The 15,726-nt window shown below is 59.4% G+C and carries 11 protein-coding genes; 3 read left to right on the top strand and 8 right to left on the bottom strand.

The window, feature by feature from the left end; all coding sequences use genetic code 11:
- Positions 1–14: 14 nt before the first annotated feature.
- The 8 genes from MCM46_07520 to MCM46_07485 form a co-directional block, all read right to left on the bottom strand.
- Complete coding sequence (locus MCM46_07520; GenBank protein MCG3111660.1) at positions 15–998, bottom strand: hypothetical protein; 984 nt, start codon at positions 996–998, stop codon at positions 15–17.
- 223 nt (positions 999–1,221) lie between these two features.
- The gene (locus tag MCM46_07515; protein ID MCG3111659.1) at positions 1,222–2,052 is read right to left on the bottom strand and encodes a hypothetical protein; all 831 of its coding nucleotides are present in this window, start codon (positions 2,050–2,052) and stop codon (positions 1,222–1,224) included.
- A gap of 74 nt (positions 2,053–2,126) precedes the next feature.
- Complete coding sequence (locus tag MCM46_07510; protein ID MCG3111658.1) at positions 2,127–5,333, bottom strand: CusA/CzcA family heavy metal efflux RND transporter; 3,207 nt, start codon at positions 5,331–5,333, stop codon at positions 2,127–2,129.
- Positions 5,334–5,344: 11 nt separating this feature from the next.
- Complete coding sequence (locus MCM46_07505) at positions 5,345–6,889, bottom strand: efflux RND transporter periplasmic adaptor subunit (protein MCG3111657.1); 1,545 nt, start codon at positions 6,887–6,889, stop codon at positions 5,345–5,347.
- Positions 6,886–8,274 (bottom strand): TolC family protein, encoded by a 1,389-nt coding sequence (locus tag MCM46_07500; protein MCG3111656.1) that lies wholly within the window; start codon positions 8,272–8,274, stop codon positions 6,886–6,888. Before MCM46_07500 ends, MCM46_07505 begins: the two co-directional genes overlap by 4 nt.
- A gap of 153 nt (positions 8,275–8,427) precedes the next feature.
- The gene (locus tag MCM46_07495; GenBank protein MCG3111655.1) at positions 8,428–8,763 is read right to left on the bottom strand and encodes a hypothetical protein; all 336 of its coding nucleotides are present in this window, start codon (positions 8,761–8,763) and stop codon (positions 8,428–8,430) included.
- A gap of 69 nt (positions 8,764–8,832) precedes the next feature.
- Positions 8,833–10,281 (bottom strand): phosphate regulon sensor histidine kinase PhoR, encoded by a 1,449-nt coding sequence (gene phoR, locus MCM46_07490; protein ID MCG3111654.1) that lies wholly within the window; start codon positions 10,279–10,281, stop codon positions 8,833–8,835.
- Positions 10,271–10,954, bottom strand: a complete 684-nt coding sequence (locus tag MCM46_07485; GenBank protein ID MCG3111653.1) for a response regulator transcription factor — start codon at positions 10,952–10,954, stop codon at positions 10,271–10,273. Before MCM46_07485 ends, phoR begins: the two co-directional genes overlap by 11 nt.
- Before the next feature lie 270 nt (positions 10,955–11,224).
- Here MCM46_07485 and MCM46_07480 point away from each other — a divergent pair, with 270 nt between their 5' ends.
- The 3 genes from MCM46_07480 to MCM46_07470 all read left to right on the top strand — a co-directional run bounded on the left by MCM46_07480 (position 11,225) and on the right by MCM46_07470 (position 15,726).
- The gene (locus MCM46_07480; GenBank protein ID MCG3111652.1) at positions 11,225–12,598 is read left to right on the top strand and encodes a dienelactone hydrolase family protein; all 1,374 of its coding nucleotides are present in this window, start codon (positions 11,225–11,227) and stop codon (positions 12,596–12,598) included.
- Between the two features lie 119 nt (positions 12,599–12,717).
- Complete coding sequence (locus MCM46_07475) at positions 12,718–13,860, top strand: SRPBCC family protein (protein ID MCG3111651.1); 1,143 nt, start codon at positions 12,718–12,720, stop codon at positions 13,858–13,860.
- A 351-nt stretch (positions 13,861–14,211) separates the two neighbouring features.
- Complete coding sequence (locus MCM46_07470) at positions 14,212–15,726, top strand: PAS domain S-box protein (GenBank protein MCG3111650.1); 1,515 nt, start codon at positions 14,212–14,214, stop codon at positions 15,724–15,726.

The following is a 15,726-nucleotide window of genomic DNA, read 5'->3' as shown; positions in this document are numbered from 1 at the left end:
ATCGTCCCGGGAGATTACCGACTCTGACCGACCAGCAATGATTCGTCCGCTTCCATCGACAGCAGCGGGCTGATCTGGCCCATTTTTCGAAGATCGCTCACCACCCGGTGGACCGATCCCCAATCGCTCCAGTAGACCCCCCGAACCGGGAGGACGGCGAGGGAGGCGGGGTTCTGGAGCGGAAACCGCTCCAGAAGGTCCTTCGAAAAATTTATGGATGGAATATTTTGATAAATCGCTTGGGCGGCTTCTACCTCTTCGGGTGTCCCGATGGCGTCTAAAAGCGTATCGAAAGAACCGAGAAGCTCGGGGGCAACCGCTCTCGCCAACTCCAAAAGCCGTTTCGTCTTGACCACCATGACCATGGTGTTCCAAAGTCCGCCCCGCCGAACCAGTTCCGATGCGGCCCGCGCCTCCGGTTTTTCGATAAAACGAATCGCCTCCAGCACCCCCGACGGGCTCAGATGGCCGATCTCCCCTCCCGGCAAGATGTAACCATATTCGGGGTCGGGGCCGGTCGGCTGCATTCCGAGCAGGATCAGGCGAGAGGGGTCTTCCGCGACGAGACGGCAGGCCAGGTCGACATGATCGATGAAGAGATTCTCCTGGCGGATAAAGTGGTCCGATGGAAAGATGACGACGGTGGAATTCGGGTGGTATTTATAGACCCGCATCAGCGGCAAGAGAACCCCCGGTCCGGTCTCTTTGTTTTCGGGTTGGAGGATGACGGTTCCACGGGGGCGGTTTTCGATCTGGCGCCAGACTTCGGCGTACCCCAAGTGCTTCCGGTCCACAATGGTAAAAAGACGGTCGGAAGGGATCAGCCGCCGGGCGCGGTCGATCGTTTGCTGCAACAGGGAGCGGCTCTCCGTAAATTGAACATACTGTTTGGGGAGGTCATCTCCCCGCCATCGGCGGACCAGCGGCTGAAGGCGTTTTCCCTCGCCGGCGGCAAGAACGATTCCGCAGAGATCGGACGGCTGAAATCGGTTGGTCATGCTCTTTTCTCCTCATCAACTATAAAGATCAACTGTTTTAGTCTACCCGATTAATTGAAACAGAACGGTGTTGCGGGGAAATAAAAGTGATGTAAAAATTCTGTTAACGATTTTGTTCTAGGGAGATACCGCTTTTGGGTTTCGAGTCAATGACCGGCGGATGGAGAGAAGTTCTCCGGGTGAGAGCCGAAACCGAGGAGGGGGATAAGGGAGGGTTTCTAAACTAACGAACGCTCTGAGATTTGGGGGTGACGTCGTCTGCCGGAATTCCCTGGATCTCCTGCTTGATTCGGTCCATCTCTTCCCTGGAGATCCGCCGGGCCGGGACGCCTCCCCAGGTTTCTCCCTCGCCGACACGGGAGCCGGGGAGGAGGACCGAGTGGGCCAGGATCGTCGCGCCGACGCCAACCTGCACATCTCCCATGACCGTTGCGTTCAAGCCGATGGTCGCTTTGTTGCCGATGAAGGTTGGTGCAATCACGAGTTTTCCCCCGCCGCCGTAGTGGGCGAAAATTCGAACGCTTCCCCCCAAAACGACGTCGTCCCCGATGGTGAGCATGCAGGGATCGGAGATCAGATAGGTATTGATAAAGGCCCGCTCGCCGATCTTCATCCCCATCGCTTTCAGAAACCAGAGGCCGGGCGGGGTGAGGGTCACGTATTGGAGAAAGGTATATCGAACAAGGTAGAAGAGGCCGTTGTGAAGAAACCAGGGAAGGGCCGCCAGGGTGAAGTAGGTCCCCTTGAAGGGCTTGATCCGGGTCGGCAGCAACCGGTAAATCGGAATCACGATCAGAAGGGTGAAGCCGGAGAGAAAGAAGGAGAGCCCCAAGCCGGTGCCGAGGAGCGGCCAGCGGAGCCAACCGGGGAAAGAAGCGGTCCAGGGAATCCAGCGGCTCAGAAACCAGAGGGAAGGGGCGAGCGCCAGGCCGATGGCGGTCGAAGCGATTGTATAGAGGGTCATCAGCGCAATGAAATAGGCCGGATATCGAAAATGCCGGATGAACCGGTCAAGCCGATTGCGCGGCGGCGGATTTTTGGATTCATCAAACATCGGATCGTCTCGGTTTTCTCAATATCGACCTAATGATACCATGTTTGGGTTGATCTCATCCAAACCGAAGCACATTACACCCGCTCGGGCACTTCGGTCCCGCCAGTCCCCTTCGTTTTATCTGCGGCCTCTTCCGCCGTTTCCTTTGCATGAAAGATCCGATAAAGCACCGGAAGGACCAGCAGCGTCAGCGCGGTGGAGGAGAGAATTCCCCCGATGACAACGGTTGCCAGCGGACGTTGGACCTCCGCCCCCCGTCCGATCGCCAGCGCCATCGGAACGAATCCCAACGACGCGACCAGAGCGGTCATCAAGACCGGCCGGAGCCGTGTGATCGCGCCGTGAAAGATCGCTTCATCTAACGCTTCCCCCTCGGAGCGGAGCTTATTGATGAACGTAATCATCACCAGCCCATTGAGAACCGCGACGCCGGAAAGGGCGATAAATCCGACCCCCGCCGAGATCGACAGCGGGATCCCTCTTAACCAGAGGGCCCCGATTCCGCCGGTCAGAGCCAGCGGGACGCCGGTGAAGACCAGGAGGGAGTCTTTCAGATTTCCGAAGGTGACGAGCAGAAGGAGAAAAACCAGAAGGAGCGCGACTGGAACGACCCTCTTCAGCCGGTTGGCGGCGGAGATCATCTGCTCGAATTGTCCGCCCCAAGTGGTCCAGTAACCCGCCGGAATCTTGACCCGCTCTTTGAGGGTCCGCTCCGCCTCTTCTACAAACGATCCGATATCCCGGCCCCGGACATTCGCCGTCACAACGACCCGCCGCTTGCCGTTCTCCCGGCTGATCTGATTGGGTCCGGGGGCGATGTTGAATTCGGCGACGGCGGCAAGGGGGAGAAAATGGGTCCGCGACTCGGCCCGAACGGCCCGGGTGTTTGGTTCAGCCGGGGGAAGGGGAATCGGGATGCGCTTGATCGCTTGAAGGTTGCCTCGAATCTCCTCGGGGAGGCGCACAATTAATTCGAACCGCCGATCCCCCTCAAAAATCTGGCCCGCGCTTTTTCCCCCGACGGCGATTTCGATCGCTTCCTGAACATCGGAGACGTTGAGGCCGTATCGCGCGATCTCTTTCCGGTTGATTTGAATCGTCAGCACCGGAAGGCCGGTCACCTGCTCCACTTTCACATCCGACGCGCCGGGAATCTTCTCCATCACCTCCGAGATTTTTTCGCCGGTCTCAAAGAGAACGTCCATGTCGTCGCCGAAGACCTTGACCGCCACGTCGCTTCTCACCCCGGCGATCAGCTCGTTGAAGCGCATCTGGATCGGCTGGGTAAACTCATAGTTGTTTCCGGGAATTTTCCGGACCGCTGCTTCAATCGCATGAACCAAGTCGGCTTTGGGGCGCTTGGGGTCGGGCCACTCCGATCTCGGCTTGAGCATCACGAAATTGTCGGCGACGCTGGGGGGCATCGGGTCGGTGGCGATCTCCGCCGTTCCAAGCTTGGCAAAGACCGTCTCCACCTCCGGAAATGCTTTGATCCTGTTTTCCAGCAGGTGCTGCATTTCAATCGCCTGGGTGAGGCTGGTCCCCGGAATACGAAGGGCGTGCATGGCGATGTCCCCCTCGTCGAGGCTTGGAATGAACTCGCTTCCCATCCGGGTGACGAGCAGCCCGCTCAAGATCACGAGAACCGTGGCCGCGACGACCACCGGAACCCTGTTCGCGAGGGCGTGATTCAGCAAGGGGATATACATTTTCTTGGCCCATCGGACGAGAAAAATCTCTTTCTCGGAGATCGGTCCGGAAAGAAGGAGCGCCACCGCCGCGGGAACAAACGTCACAGAGAGGATCATTGCGCCGAGCAGCGCGGCGATGACGGTGAACGCCATCGGGATGAACATCTTTCCTTCGACACCGCTCAGTGTCAGGATCGGGAGGTAGACGATCATGATGATCAGCTCCCCGAACATCGTCGCCCGCCGGACCTCTTTCGAGGCGTCGAAAACCGTTTCGAAGCGTTCGGCGCGGGTGAGAAGCCTTCCTGCGCGATGTTGTTCTTCAGCCAGTCTGCGGATGCAGTTCTCGACGATGATCACGGCGCCGTCGACGATCAGCCCGAAATCGAGCGCGCCGAGGCTCATCAAGTTTGCGCTGACTTTGTTTTGAACCATCCCGGTGATGGTGAAGAGCATCGACAGGGGAATGACCAGCGCGGTAATCAGGGCGGCTTTGATGTTTCCGAGAAAAAGAAAGAGGGTCGCAATGACCAGAAGGGCCCCTTCCATCAGGTTCTTCTGAACCGTTTCAATCGTTGCATCGACGAGCGTGGTTCGATCATAAACTGTCTTCGCGACGACCCCCTCCGGAAGGGTCCGGTTGATCTCGACCAGTTGATCGGCGACTTTTCGGGAAACCACGCGGCTGTTCTCTCCCATCAACATGAAGACGGTGCCGAGAACAACTTCATTGCCGTTTTCCGTGGCCGCGCCGGTCCGCAGCTCTTTCCCCAGGAGAACTTCCGCCACATCTTTGATGTAAACCGAAACGCCGTGATGATTTCCCACCGCGATCTGCCCGATCTCTTCCGGGTCGGCCACCTGCCCGGGGGCCCGAATCAGGTATTGCTCTCCCCGGTGCTCGATATAGCCTGCGCCGATATTGTTGTTGTTCCGGGCGAGCGCCTCCAGAATGTCCTGGAAGGTGAGTCCGTAGGCGATCAGTTTTTCCGGATGGGGGGTGACATGAAACTGCTTCTCATAGCCGCCGATGGTGTTGACCTCGGTCACCCCCTTCACGTTCCGGAGCTGCGGTTTGACGACCCAGTCCTGGATCGTTCTCAAGTCGGTCGGCGTATAGGCGCCGCCGTCGGGTTTTTTTGCCCCTTCCTCCGCTTCGACGGTCCACATGTAAATCTCGCCGAGGCCGGTGGCGATCGGCCCCATCGCCGGTTCGATTCCCGGAGGCAACTTTCCCTTCGCTTCCTGAATCCGCTCGTTCACCAGTTGCCGGGCGAAATAGATGTCGGTGCCGTCTTCGAAAATAACGGTCACCTGGGAGAGTCCATATCGGGAGAGGGAGCGGGTCTCTTTCAGATGGGGGAGCCCCGCCATGACCGTTTCGACCGGGAAGGTGATCCGCTGCTCGGCTTCCAGCGGGGAGAAGCCGGGGGCCTCGGTGTTGATCTGAACCTGGACGTTGGTGATGTCGGGGACGGCGTCGATCGGGAGCTGCTGATAATGATAGACGCCGAGGGCGGCGACGGCCAGGGTGGCTGTCAGAACGGCCCACCGCCGGCGGATGGAAAATTTTAAGATTCCTTCAAGCATGTTCCATCTCCTTAATGATCGTGGGACGCCCCCGTCTTACCGAGCTCGGCCTTCAGGACAAAGCTGTTCTTCGCGGCATATTTCTCCCCCGGAGAGAGGCCCGAGATCACTTCCACCCAATTCCCGTCGCTTCGCCCCAGTTCCAGAGGCCGCGCTTCGAACTGATCGCCATACTGTATGAAGACAACGTTCCCGTCCCGAAAGGTCTGGATTGCCTCGGATGAGACCGCAACCGGAACAGGCGCCTCTTCTTGAACCAGCTCGACCATCACGAAAAGTCCGGGCCGCCAGAGTCCGTTCGGATTCGGGATATCGACATGGGCCTTCGCCGTTCGGGTCTCTTCTCCGACCAGGGGGCCAAGAAATGAAATTTTTCCATCCGCCGCCAGTCCTATTTCTTTTGATCGCACCGTCACCTTTTGGCCTACCCGGACGGCGCGCAGATCCTTCGGATAGATCGTCATCTCTCCCCAAACGATCGAGAGATCGGCGATGACGAAGAGTTCGGCATCCCCTTTCACGGCCTCACCGGTTGAAATTCGTTTTTCGATGATCATCCCGTCGAGCGGCGATTTGACTTCATAGCGTGTCAGCGCTTTCGAAACGAAGGGGGCCCGGACCTCCCGCTCCACCACCGCTCCTTCCGGCTCAATCGCCAATGACGTGAGGTCCGCATGCGAAAGTCCCAAGGCCAACAGTTTCTGCTCCGAGGATTGCCTGGCGATTTCGGCCTCTTCCAGGGCGTGACGGCTGGCGAGATAATCCTGTTCGGGCGAGATTTTCTTTTTCCAGAGACTTTCCTCCCGCACAAAAGCGGCCTGCGCAAATTCCAAGCGGTGCACCGATTCGATATACTCCGTTTTTGCCTCCGCCAATTCCCGGCTGTCGAGTGTTGCGATGACCTCCCCCTTCTTGACGTTCTCTCCCAGGTTTTTACGGACCTCCGTGACAACCCCGGAGAGCCGTGGAACAACATGAGCCACCTTGTTTTGGTTGAGCCCGATCTCACCGGGAAGTTCGAGAATCGTCTTCATCCGGACCGGGCCGGCGGTCCCGATTTCGATTCCGGCGGCCTTCGCGGTCTCCGGGGCCATCTCCACCCGCCCTTCGACCTGGGAATATTCCCAGCGATGGGTCCGGCCGTGGTACTCCGCGGCGACCTTTACATCGAACGAGTGCGGCTCTTCGATGGTTTTATCGCCGCGAAGGAAGTTCCCCTCCTTTTGGAAGCCGATCTCCTCCACCCGTCCCCCGAGCCGGTGCAGCGCCGCCGTCAGATGGACTTCGCTCGGATCGATCTGCTTTCCCTTTTCATAGGCATAGGCCCGAAATTGCGGCGGCACACCGCGCTCATAGAGGGTCAGCTCGATCTGAAAATCGCCGTCCAACAAAAGCCTCCCTCCGTGAGGCCCTTTCATCCCCTCATCGGGATCCCCCTTTTCCTCTTCATGGGATTCGCTCCCCTGTGACTTTTTCTCCGTTCGCACGATCGTCAACCCCAGGACGATTCCCACCAGGAGAATGATGCCGACGGCGATGATGTTTTTCACTTTCATTTGATGACTCCGTTGTTTTGACCGGTCTCTTTTTGAAGGGGTCTGTTTTCGACGCTATCCAGCGGCTCCCCGATCAACCGTTCGACTTCGGCCGCAGCCTGGTGATAGTCGGCCAGCGCGCGCAGATGTTGCGCGCGGGCGCTGAAGAAGGTCCGCTGCGCATCGAGCACATCCAGCAGGCCGAACTTGCCGAGCCGATATCCTTCGTTCACCGCCTCGAAGGCGCTCTCTGCGCCGGGAAGCAGATGATCCCGAAGGGCCTGCGCCTCGCTGTGCGCACGAGAGAGGGCCCCGTAGGCTTCGCTCAATGCGGTGGCGACACGGACTTCGGCGGCCCGGCGCTCCTGCTTCGCCCGCTGCAGTCGATGTTGCGCTTCCTGAATGGCGCCTTGATTTCGATCGAAGATCGGCAGCGGGATCGTTACACCGACGACAAACGCGGTCTCCTCTATTTCGTCGAATCGCCGAACGCCGCCGCTGAGGGTCATGTCCGGAAGCGTTCGGGACCTTTCCAGATCGATGACCGCCCGACGCTGAGAAATTTCCGTCGCCCAACGGGCGAGGTCCGGGTTTTGGGAGAGGCGTTGAGTCAGTTGCTCCACCGGAGGAATCGCAGGGAGAGAACCGAGGTTCCCCGCCACCTTTTCAAATCGAGGGATCGTGCTTCCCCAGGCGGCGGCCAGGCGCTTACGTGAGAGATCCAGACTTCGTCCGGCCCGCTCCAGCTCGATTTTGGCGGAAGAAAGCCCGACATTCGCCCGGGTCTCTTCAATCGGGGAGACCTTCCCCGCGCGCACCTTTTCCGAAACCACCCGCGCTACCTCTTCCGCAAGGCGCCCGCGCTCTTCGGCGAGGGTGATGTTTTGCTGGGCGCTCAACACTTCGATAAAGGTCTGGGACACCCGCGTCAAAACATCGATCCGTTTGGTTTCATAATCCCACCCCGCCAGGTCGCGATTCAGGGAGGCCACCTCGATTCTTGCAGCGCGTTTTCCACCCGTTTCAATCAGCTGGCTGAGTCGGAGGGTTGTTTCGGTTCCAACGCCGATGTCTTCCATATCGGCCCCGAGATGTGGATTGGGGAGCCGCCCCGCCTGAAGGGCGGCCGCCTCCCGCGCGCGGATCTCCGAGGAGAAGGCCGACAGCTCCGGATTTTTCATCAGGGCCAGCGCGAGGGCCTGCCGCAGGGTCAACGTATCGGCCGGTTCCTCATCCTCAATGGCCGATGGTTCCGGTCCCGTCGTCGACTCGGTGTGGGCGCTGAATGTGGGAAGGTCGCTTCCAAGGGGACGAGGCGCCGGAAAGGTCCGATCCGGACGGGAAGCGGCGCACCCGACCAGTCCGAACACCAGCATCCCCCAAAAGAGGGCCGTCTTTCGGTTCATGAAATTTCTCCGCAAATAGTCGGCCCGGCGCAGGAGCATCGCAAAGAAATGTCGTTGCATTGCCACGCATCGGGGCGTTTATAGGGGCGTATTGCAATATGCCCTTATAGGGTAAAAAAATGAAAAAAAGCGATTATTCTATCCGAATGGATTCTAAAGAAGGGAGATGGGAGGGCGGAGGATGCCGTCGATCGGCGGTGTTTTGAGGAATTCCGTCGGCGTGGAAACAAAAGGCTGGTGGAGCGGAGCGCCTCCCACGCCGGCGTCATTTTCCGGCTGGAAGGAAAAGTGACAAAGACAGTGGCAGTCGGCCGTCTCCACATCGGAGGAACGGGATGCCGCAGAATCTCCCGAGAGGGAGAGGGGGTCGGAATGCGAGACGCTTTCCAGCCGCCACTCTTCAGCGCAAGGATCGTAGACCGTCCCGATCGAGAAGATGATCAGGAGGAGGGTTGTTAAAAGAATGAGATGTTTTCCTTGGCGGCGCATGTTTGCTCTCAAGAAGGCTGACAGGGCTTATATACCACAGCCGCCCGGAAATGACAATCGTCGAGGCCGTTAGAGACCGGCCCCGATCGCGCCGGCCGGGGTCTGGTTTGGGAGGAACAAGATGAACCGCGACCCCTTTCCGACTTCACTTTCGACCGTGATTTTCCCGCCGTGGGCTTCTATGATATGTTTCACGATCGACAATCCCAGACCGGTCCCGCCGAGCTCCCGCGAGCGGGTTCGATCGACCCGATAGAAGCGCTCGAAGATCCGGCCGAGATCTTCCCGCGGGATGCCGATCCCGCTGTCCCGGATCTCAATCGCGACCCCCTCGCCGGTCCCGGAAGCGGTCACGGCAATCGTCCCCTTCTCCGGCGTATATTTGATCGCATTGTCCAACAGGTTGATGAAGACCTGGTTTAATTTTTCGGGATCGGCCGAAAGCGAGAGCCCCGGTTCGATAGAGACGGCGAGCGTCTGCCCTTTCTTCTCCGCAAGCGGCTTGAGCAGCAAAAGATTTTTATCGACCGCCTCGCGAAGATCGATCCGGGCCGGCCGGATCGGATCGAGTCCCGATTCGATCCGGGAGAGCTGGAGCAGATCGCGGACGATATTGGCCATCCGGTCGGTATTCTTCTGGAGGATGGCGAGGAATTCCCTCGCTTCCTCCCGATTTTCCAACCCGCCGTCGGCCAGGGTTTCCAGATAGCCTTTGATCGCCGCCAGCGGGGTGCGCAGCTCGTGCGAGACGTTGGCGACGAAATCCTTCCGCATCCGCTCCAGGTGCTTGATCTCGGTGATATCGTGAAAGACGAGAACGACCGACCGGGGCGTCTGCTCCGTCACGGAGGCTTGAACCTGTAGATGGGGCCGGTGAGCCGTTTCGAGCCGGACTTCCTGCGAGAGGGGTTTGCCGGTCTGGATGACTTCCTTGATGAGAGCGTTGAGGGGATGATGGCGCAGGCGTTCATAGTGATACCGGCCGATCCACGGATCGCCTGAGAGACCGAACATTCTCTCGAAGGAGGTGTTGGTCAGCACGATCCTTCCTTTATCGTCCAAAACGAGAACCCCCTCCGCCATGCCGGAGAGGATGGCCAGGGTTTTGGCGCGGTCATCGGAGAGATCTTGAATTTGCCTTTGGAGGTCCTCCGCCATCCGGTTCAGCGCGTCGGCGAGCGCTTCCATTTCGTCGCCCGATCGGATCCGAACGCGATGGCGAAAATTCCCGCGGGCGATCTTCTGGGCGGCTTCGGTCATTTGTAAAAGTGGAACCACGAGGCGCTTTGAGAGAAGATAGCTCAGGAAGACCGTCCCGAAGAGCGCAATCCCGAAGGCGATGAAGAGAAAGTGCCGTATTTGAGCCGTTTTGAAAATCAGGCCGCCGATGAGAAGGAGGACAAGAATGGTGGGAAAGAGAATGGCCGCGATCCACTTCCATTGAATCGGGAGCGGGCGCGAGATAATGCCGAATCGGAGTGCTCGGGAATCTTTCTGGATGGGTGTGTTATTCTTCATCGGTGAGTTTATACCCTAGAGAGGGGACGGTCTCAATGGCCTCTTCGAGCAGCGGGATCTTCTCCCGCAGCCTGCGGATGTGCACATCGACCGTGCGGGTGGTCCCGAAATAGTCATACCCCCAGACGGTGTTGAGCAGATGATCGCGCGTGAGGACGATCCCTCTGCTCTTGAGAAGATGCTCGAGGAGGGAGAATTCCTTCGCCGTAAGGGGAATCTTCTTTTCCGAGAGCCTCACCTCATGGCGGGTGACATCCAATACCAGCTCCCGATACGCGTAGCTTGAGGCGCTCTCCTTGCGCTCGGTTCTCCGGAGCAGCGCTTTCACCCGCGCCATCAGCTCTTTGGGGGAAAAGGGCTTGGTGACATAATCGTCGGCTCCGAGCTCCAGCCCCACGATCTTGTCACTCTCCTCATCTTTGGCGGTGAGGAAGAGGATCGGAATCGAGGCGGTCTCCTCCTTGGCGCGAAGCTTCCGGCAGACTTGCAGGCCGTCTTCTCCCGGCATCATCACATCGAGGATCACCAGCGCCACCGGCTGTTTGGCGATGATCTTCAGCGCCTCGGCGCCGTTCGCGACACACAGCGGCTCGAATCCTTCTTTCTGCAGATGATGCGCCACCAGTTTGCTCAAATCGGCTTCATCATCCACCACTAGGATTTTCTGCGGCATTTTGCTCCTCGGAAATAAAACACACTATTGTAACATAAGGCATTACGTGAAGGGTAGGGGCGTATCGCAATACGCTACATACGGAAGACGAGATAAAACATCGGTTTTTCTCTCGGTTGAAGAGATCGTAGTCCTTTTAGGTTACCCGGTCTAAACATTTTGGAGGATTGATCTGCGCGAAGATAAAGTCCTATCCTGGGTAGGAAAGGGGGCCTGACCGTTGCGCAGGCGCGGCTGTGCCGCGACGCCTTAGAGAAGTAAGGGTGGAGAATGGTGTTCAAAGACAGAGCGGCCGCCGGCCGCCGACTGGCCGAGTCTCTTCAAGAATTCCGAAATGAAAATCCGATTGTTCTGGCGCTTCCGCGGGGAGGGGTTCCTGTCGGATACGAAGTGGCGCGCGCCCTGAATGCCCCGCTCGACGTCATGATCGCGCGCAAGCTCGGCGCGCCCGGCCAGCCGGAGCTGGGGATCGGCGCGATTGCGCCGGGCGGGGTGCGGGTTCTCAACGAAGAGGCGATCGACATGCTCGGCATTCGTGAGGCGGAGATCGAAGCGATCGCCGCCGAAGAGGAGCGGGAGTTGGCGCGCCGTCTGCGCCGCTTTCGAGGAGACCGTCCCCCGCCCGCGCTCCGGGGGCGGACCGTCATTCTGGTGGATGACGGCCTGGCGACCGGGGTGACGGCAAAGGCGGCGATCGGGGCGATCCGGAAGGAGGACCCGCGGCGAATCATCTTTGCCGTCCCGGTCTGTGCATCCGATACCGCCCGGTCGCTCTCGGAGGAAGTCGACGCGCTCATCTGCCTCGAAGCCCCCCCTTCTTTCGGCGCCGTCGGCCTCTGGTACCAGAACTTCGAGCAGACTTCGGATGAAGAAGTCTTGGAATGGTTGGAGCGGGGGCGGGAGGAGACGGCGGAAGTGGAGGGAAGAGAGGCGCCGGCGACGGGATCGAATTCGCCGGCCGGAGGGCCGAATCCGGATGACCCCCGTTCCGTGACCGTCACTGCCGGACGCATCCGGCTTCAGGGAGATCTCCGAATCCCGGCGGGGGCGCGGGGGATTGTTCTCTTCGCGCACGGAAGCGGCAGCAGCCGCTTCAGCCCCCGAAACCGGTTCGTCGCCGACGTGCTCCATCGCGCGGGTCTCGCGACCTTCTTGCTCGACCTGCTCACCGCCAAGGAGGAGTCGATCGATCGGGTGACGGCGGCGTTACGATTCAACATCGGCCTCCTTGCGGAGCGGCTCGTCGAGGCGACCGATTGGGTCGCCCGACAGCCCGAGACCGGTTTGTTTCGGGTCGGCTATTTCGGCTCCAGCACCGGGGCCGCGGCGGCGTTGATCGCCGCCGCCCGACGGCCCGACCGGGTCGGCGCGATCGTCTCCCGCGGCGGGCGTCCCGACCTCGCCGGGCCGGCGCTTTCGGAGGTCCGGGCGCCGACCTTGCTGATCGTGGGGGGAGAAGATCGTCAGGTGATCGAGCTCAACGAAGGGGCGATGGCGCGGATGCGGGCCCCTGCGGAGTTGAAAATAATTCCCGGCGCGACACACCTTTTCGAGGAGCCCGGCGCGTTGGAGCAGGTGGCGCGGATGGCATCGGATTGGTTTGTTCGACATCTGGACGCCGCCGGGCAGACCAAGGCGGCATAGAAAGTCGTACGTCATTTCCGGAAAACAGCGCTAAATTCCTATTTCAAGAGAACCGACACGGTTTCTGAGTCGAAGAAGCGTTCTTTACTGAAGCGGTTGTGATTTAAGGAGGTGGAAAAATGAACAAAGGATTATCGATGATCGGCGGCGTCGGTCTGGGTGCCGCGTTGGCTTATTTGTATGATCCCGAGATGGGGAACCGGCGCCGCGCCATGATCCGCGATAAAGCGGTGAGAGCGTTGAACAAAACGGGAGAGGCCGTTGAAACGACGGCCCGGGATGTCCAGCACCGGCTGATCGGAACGGTCTCGGAGCTTCGGTCGCGGGTGGAGGAGGCGGGCGAGGAGGTGGGTGACGAGCTGCTCGAGGCGCGGGTCCGGGCGAAGCTCGGGATGGTCAGCGCACATCCGGGCGCGATCGAGGTCCGGGTCAACGACGGGAAAGTGACCCTCAGCGGACCGATCCTGGCCGAAGAGGTTGATCAGGTTCTCTCCGCGGTCTCCTCTGTCCGGGGGGTCAACGAAGTGGAGAATCAATTGGAGGTCCACCAGACCCCCGACAATGTCCCGAGCCTGCAGGGAGGGACGCCGCGTAAGCCGCCGCAGTTCGAGTTGATGCAGGAGCATTGGTCGCCGACGGCGAGGACGTTGATGGGCATTACAGGAACCCTGCTGACCCTCTATGGTTGGAGGCGGGATGGATTTTTTAGGACGATCGTCGGCACGATCGGCTTGGGGGCCCTTGCGCGAAGCGTCACGAATATGCCAATGAAGCGGATTGTCGGCGTCGGCGCGGAGCATCGCGCGGTCGATGTCCAGAAAACGATCCATATCGCGGTCCCCGTCGAAAAGGTTTTTGAGTTCTGGAGTCATTTCCAAAACTTCCCCAAATTCATGTCGAACGTCCGTGAGGTCCAACTCAAGGGAGAGAACCAGTCCCACTGGGTGGTGTCCGGTCCGGCGGGGGTTCCGGTAGAGTGGGACGCGGAGATTACCGAACGGATTCCCAACAAAACCATCGCTTGGAAGACCGTTCCCGGCGCGACGGTGGAGCATGCCGGGATCGTCCGGTTTGATCCAAACCCCGACGGGACCACCCGGGTCGAGATTCGAATGTCGTATAATCCCCCGGCCGGCGCCATCGGCCATGTCGTCGCCTCGCTGTTCGGCGCCGATCCGAAGAGTGAAATGGATGCCGATCTGGCCCGAATGAAGACCCTCATCGAAACCGGCATCCGCCCGCACGATGCGGCGGCGGCGTAGTTCCCTTGTCGATGGATCCGATCTGTGGCCGGGTCCGATGTTGAAGATCCCCGGACGAAGCCGCCGGTTGTCCCGGCGGCTTCGCTTTCATTCTCCTCTGTTGTTTATCCATAAAATAATAAAATAAAATAATTGACTGAATTTTTCCTCTCGTTTTCTTTTCAGGAATTCCCTGATTGTGCGGTAAAGAGACCTCCCTTCAGCGCCCTCCTTTCGGAAAAGAGCACGGATCGATTGATTCCTGTGCTTTTTGGCGACCGACTCAACCGCATGCAGGATCGATCAGGTTCTTGTGCGGACCTCAAGAGGGTGATAACATGGGGTGAATCGATCAAAGAGGAGAGATTCGCGATGGAAAGCAAAGAGAAGACGAGACTCCTCACGGAGATTAAAAATCTGGAAGGCCGTCTGGAGCTGACGTTGCGGGAGTCCCAGCGGCTTTTCCAATCGGCTTTTGATGCCTTGTCGGCCCATATCGCCATTCTGGATGAACAGGGGGGGATGATTGCGGTGAATGCGCCGTGGCGTCGATTCGCGACGGCGAATTATCTGATGATGGCGGCCGAGGGGGTGGGGTGGAACTATCTCCGTCTCTGCGAAACGGCGGTCGGAGAAGGGGCGGAAGCGGCGCGCGCGTTGGCCGCCGGCATCAAACAGGTGATTTCGAAAGAGCAAGACGAGTTTACCCTGGAGTATCCCTGCCACAGTCCCACCGCGCAGCGCTGGTTCATCGTCCGGGTCACCCGCTTCGAGGGGGAAGAGGAGGGCTCGGTCCGCGTTGTCGTCGCGCATGAAGATATTTCCGATCAAAAGCGGGCGGAGGAGGCGCATCAGCGGCTGGCGTCGATCGTCGAGTCTTCCAATGACGCCATCATCGGAATGAACCTCGACGGCACCGTCGTCACCTGGAATCCCGGCGCGGCGCAGATTTACGGCTACTCCGCCGATGAAATTCTCGAGGCCTCCGTCTCCATTCTTGTCCCGCCCGATCATCCCGACCGGGTCGATGAGATCCTGGAGCGGATCGGCCGGGGGGAGCGGATCGATCCGTATGAAACGGTTCGAATGAAAAAAGACGGCACGCGGATCGACGTCTCCGTCACGACCTCCCCGATTCGGGACGCCGAAGGGAAAATCGTCGGCGCCTCCAGCATCACCCGCGACATCAGCCGGCGCCGGGCGGCGGAGCGGGAGCGCCGGAAGCTGTCGAGCGTCATCGAGCAGACCGATGACGTCGTCGTCATCACCGACCGGGACGGGGTGATCGAGTATGTCAACCCCGCCTTCGAGTGGAAGACCGGCTATACCCGAGAAGAAGCGGTCGGAAAAACCCCCCGGATCGTCAAATCGGGGAAACATGGGCCGGAGTTCTACAACCGGCTGTGGGAGACGATTCTTCGGGGCGAGGTCTTCCGGGGCGAGCTGGTCAACAAGAAGAAAGACGGGGCTCTCTACCACGAGGAGAAGACGATCACGCCGATTAAAAATCGAAAGGGAGAGATCACCCACTACGTCTCGACAGGAAAAGACATGACGCCGCGAAAGGAGATGGAGGCGGCGTTGGAGAAGGCCCGGGCCGCCACGATCGAAAAAGAGCGGCTGGAGTCGATCCGGGCCCTTTCAATGACCTATGCCCACAATATCCTCAATGCCATCACGCCGATCAGAAGTTACGCGGAGCTGATGGTCAAGCGGATGGAGCTTTCCGACCCGAAGGTGAAGTGGGCGCAAGCGATCATCGACGGAACGGGGGAGGTGGTCCGGATTATCCGAAAGCTGGAGGAGATCGACCGCTACCAAACGACCGAGCAGAGCGGGATCAAGCTCTTTGATGTCGATCCGATTAAAGAAAAACGAGAGAAATAA

This window comes from Candidatus Manganitrophus morganii (genome assembly GCA_021651055.1).
GTDB lineage: Bacteria > Nitrospirota > Nitrospiria > SBBL01 > Manganitrophaceae > Manganitrophus > Manganitrophus morganii.
This window is presented reverse-complemented; position numbering and strand designations above follow the sequence as displayed.

Bases quoted from the DNA above. Each gene is read 5' to 3' on its own strand.
- MCM46_07470 (MCG3111650.1), top strand. From the start codon at position 14,212: ATGGAAAGCAAAGAGAAGACGAGACTCCTCACGGAGATTAAAAATCTG.
- MCM46_07505 (MCG3111657.1), bottom strand. From the start codon at position 6,889: ATGAAAGTGAAAAACATCATCGCCGTCGGCATCATTCTCCTGGTGGGA.
- MCM46_07495 (MCG3111655.1), bottom strand. From the start codon at position 8,763: ATGCGCCGCCAAGGAAAACATCTCATTCTTTTAACAACCCTCCTCCTG.
- MCM46_07520 (MCG3111660.1), bottom strand. From the start codon at position 998: ATGACCAACCGATTTCAGCCGTCCGATCTCTGCGGAATCGTTCTTGCC.
- phoR (MCG3111654.1), bottom strand. From the start codon at position 10,281: ATGAAGAATAACACACCCATCCAGAAAGATTCCCGAGCACTCCGATTC.
- MCM46_07475 (MCG3111651.1), top strand. From the start codon at position 12,718: ATGAACAAAGGATTATCGATGATCGGCGGCGTCGGTCTGGGTGCCGCG.
- MCM46_07500 (MCG3111656.1), bottom strand. From the start codon at position 8,274: ATGAACCGAAAGACGGCCCTCTTTTGGGGGATGCTGGTGTTCGGACTG.
- MCM46_07480 (MCG3111652.1), top strand. From the start codon at position 11,225: ATGGTGTTCAAAGACAGAGCGGCCGCCGGCCGCCGACTGGCCGAGTCT.
- MCM46_07485 (MCG3111653.1), bottom strand. From the start codon at position 10,954: ATGCCGCAGAAAATCCTAGTGGTGGATGATGAAGCCGATTTGAGCAAA.
- MCM46_07510 (MCG3111658.1), bottom strand. From the start codon at position 5,333: ATGCTTGAAGGAATCTTAAAATTTTCCATCCGCCGGCGGTGGGCCGTT.
- MCM46_07515 (MCG3111659.1), bottom strand. From the start codon at position 2,052: ATGTTTGATGAATCCAAAAATCCGCCGCCGCGCAATCGGCTTGACCGG.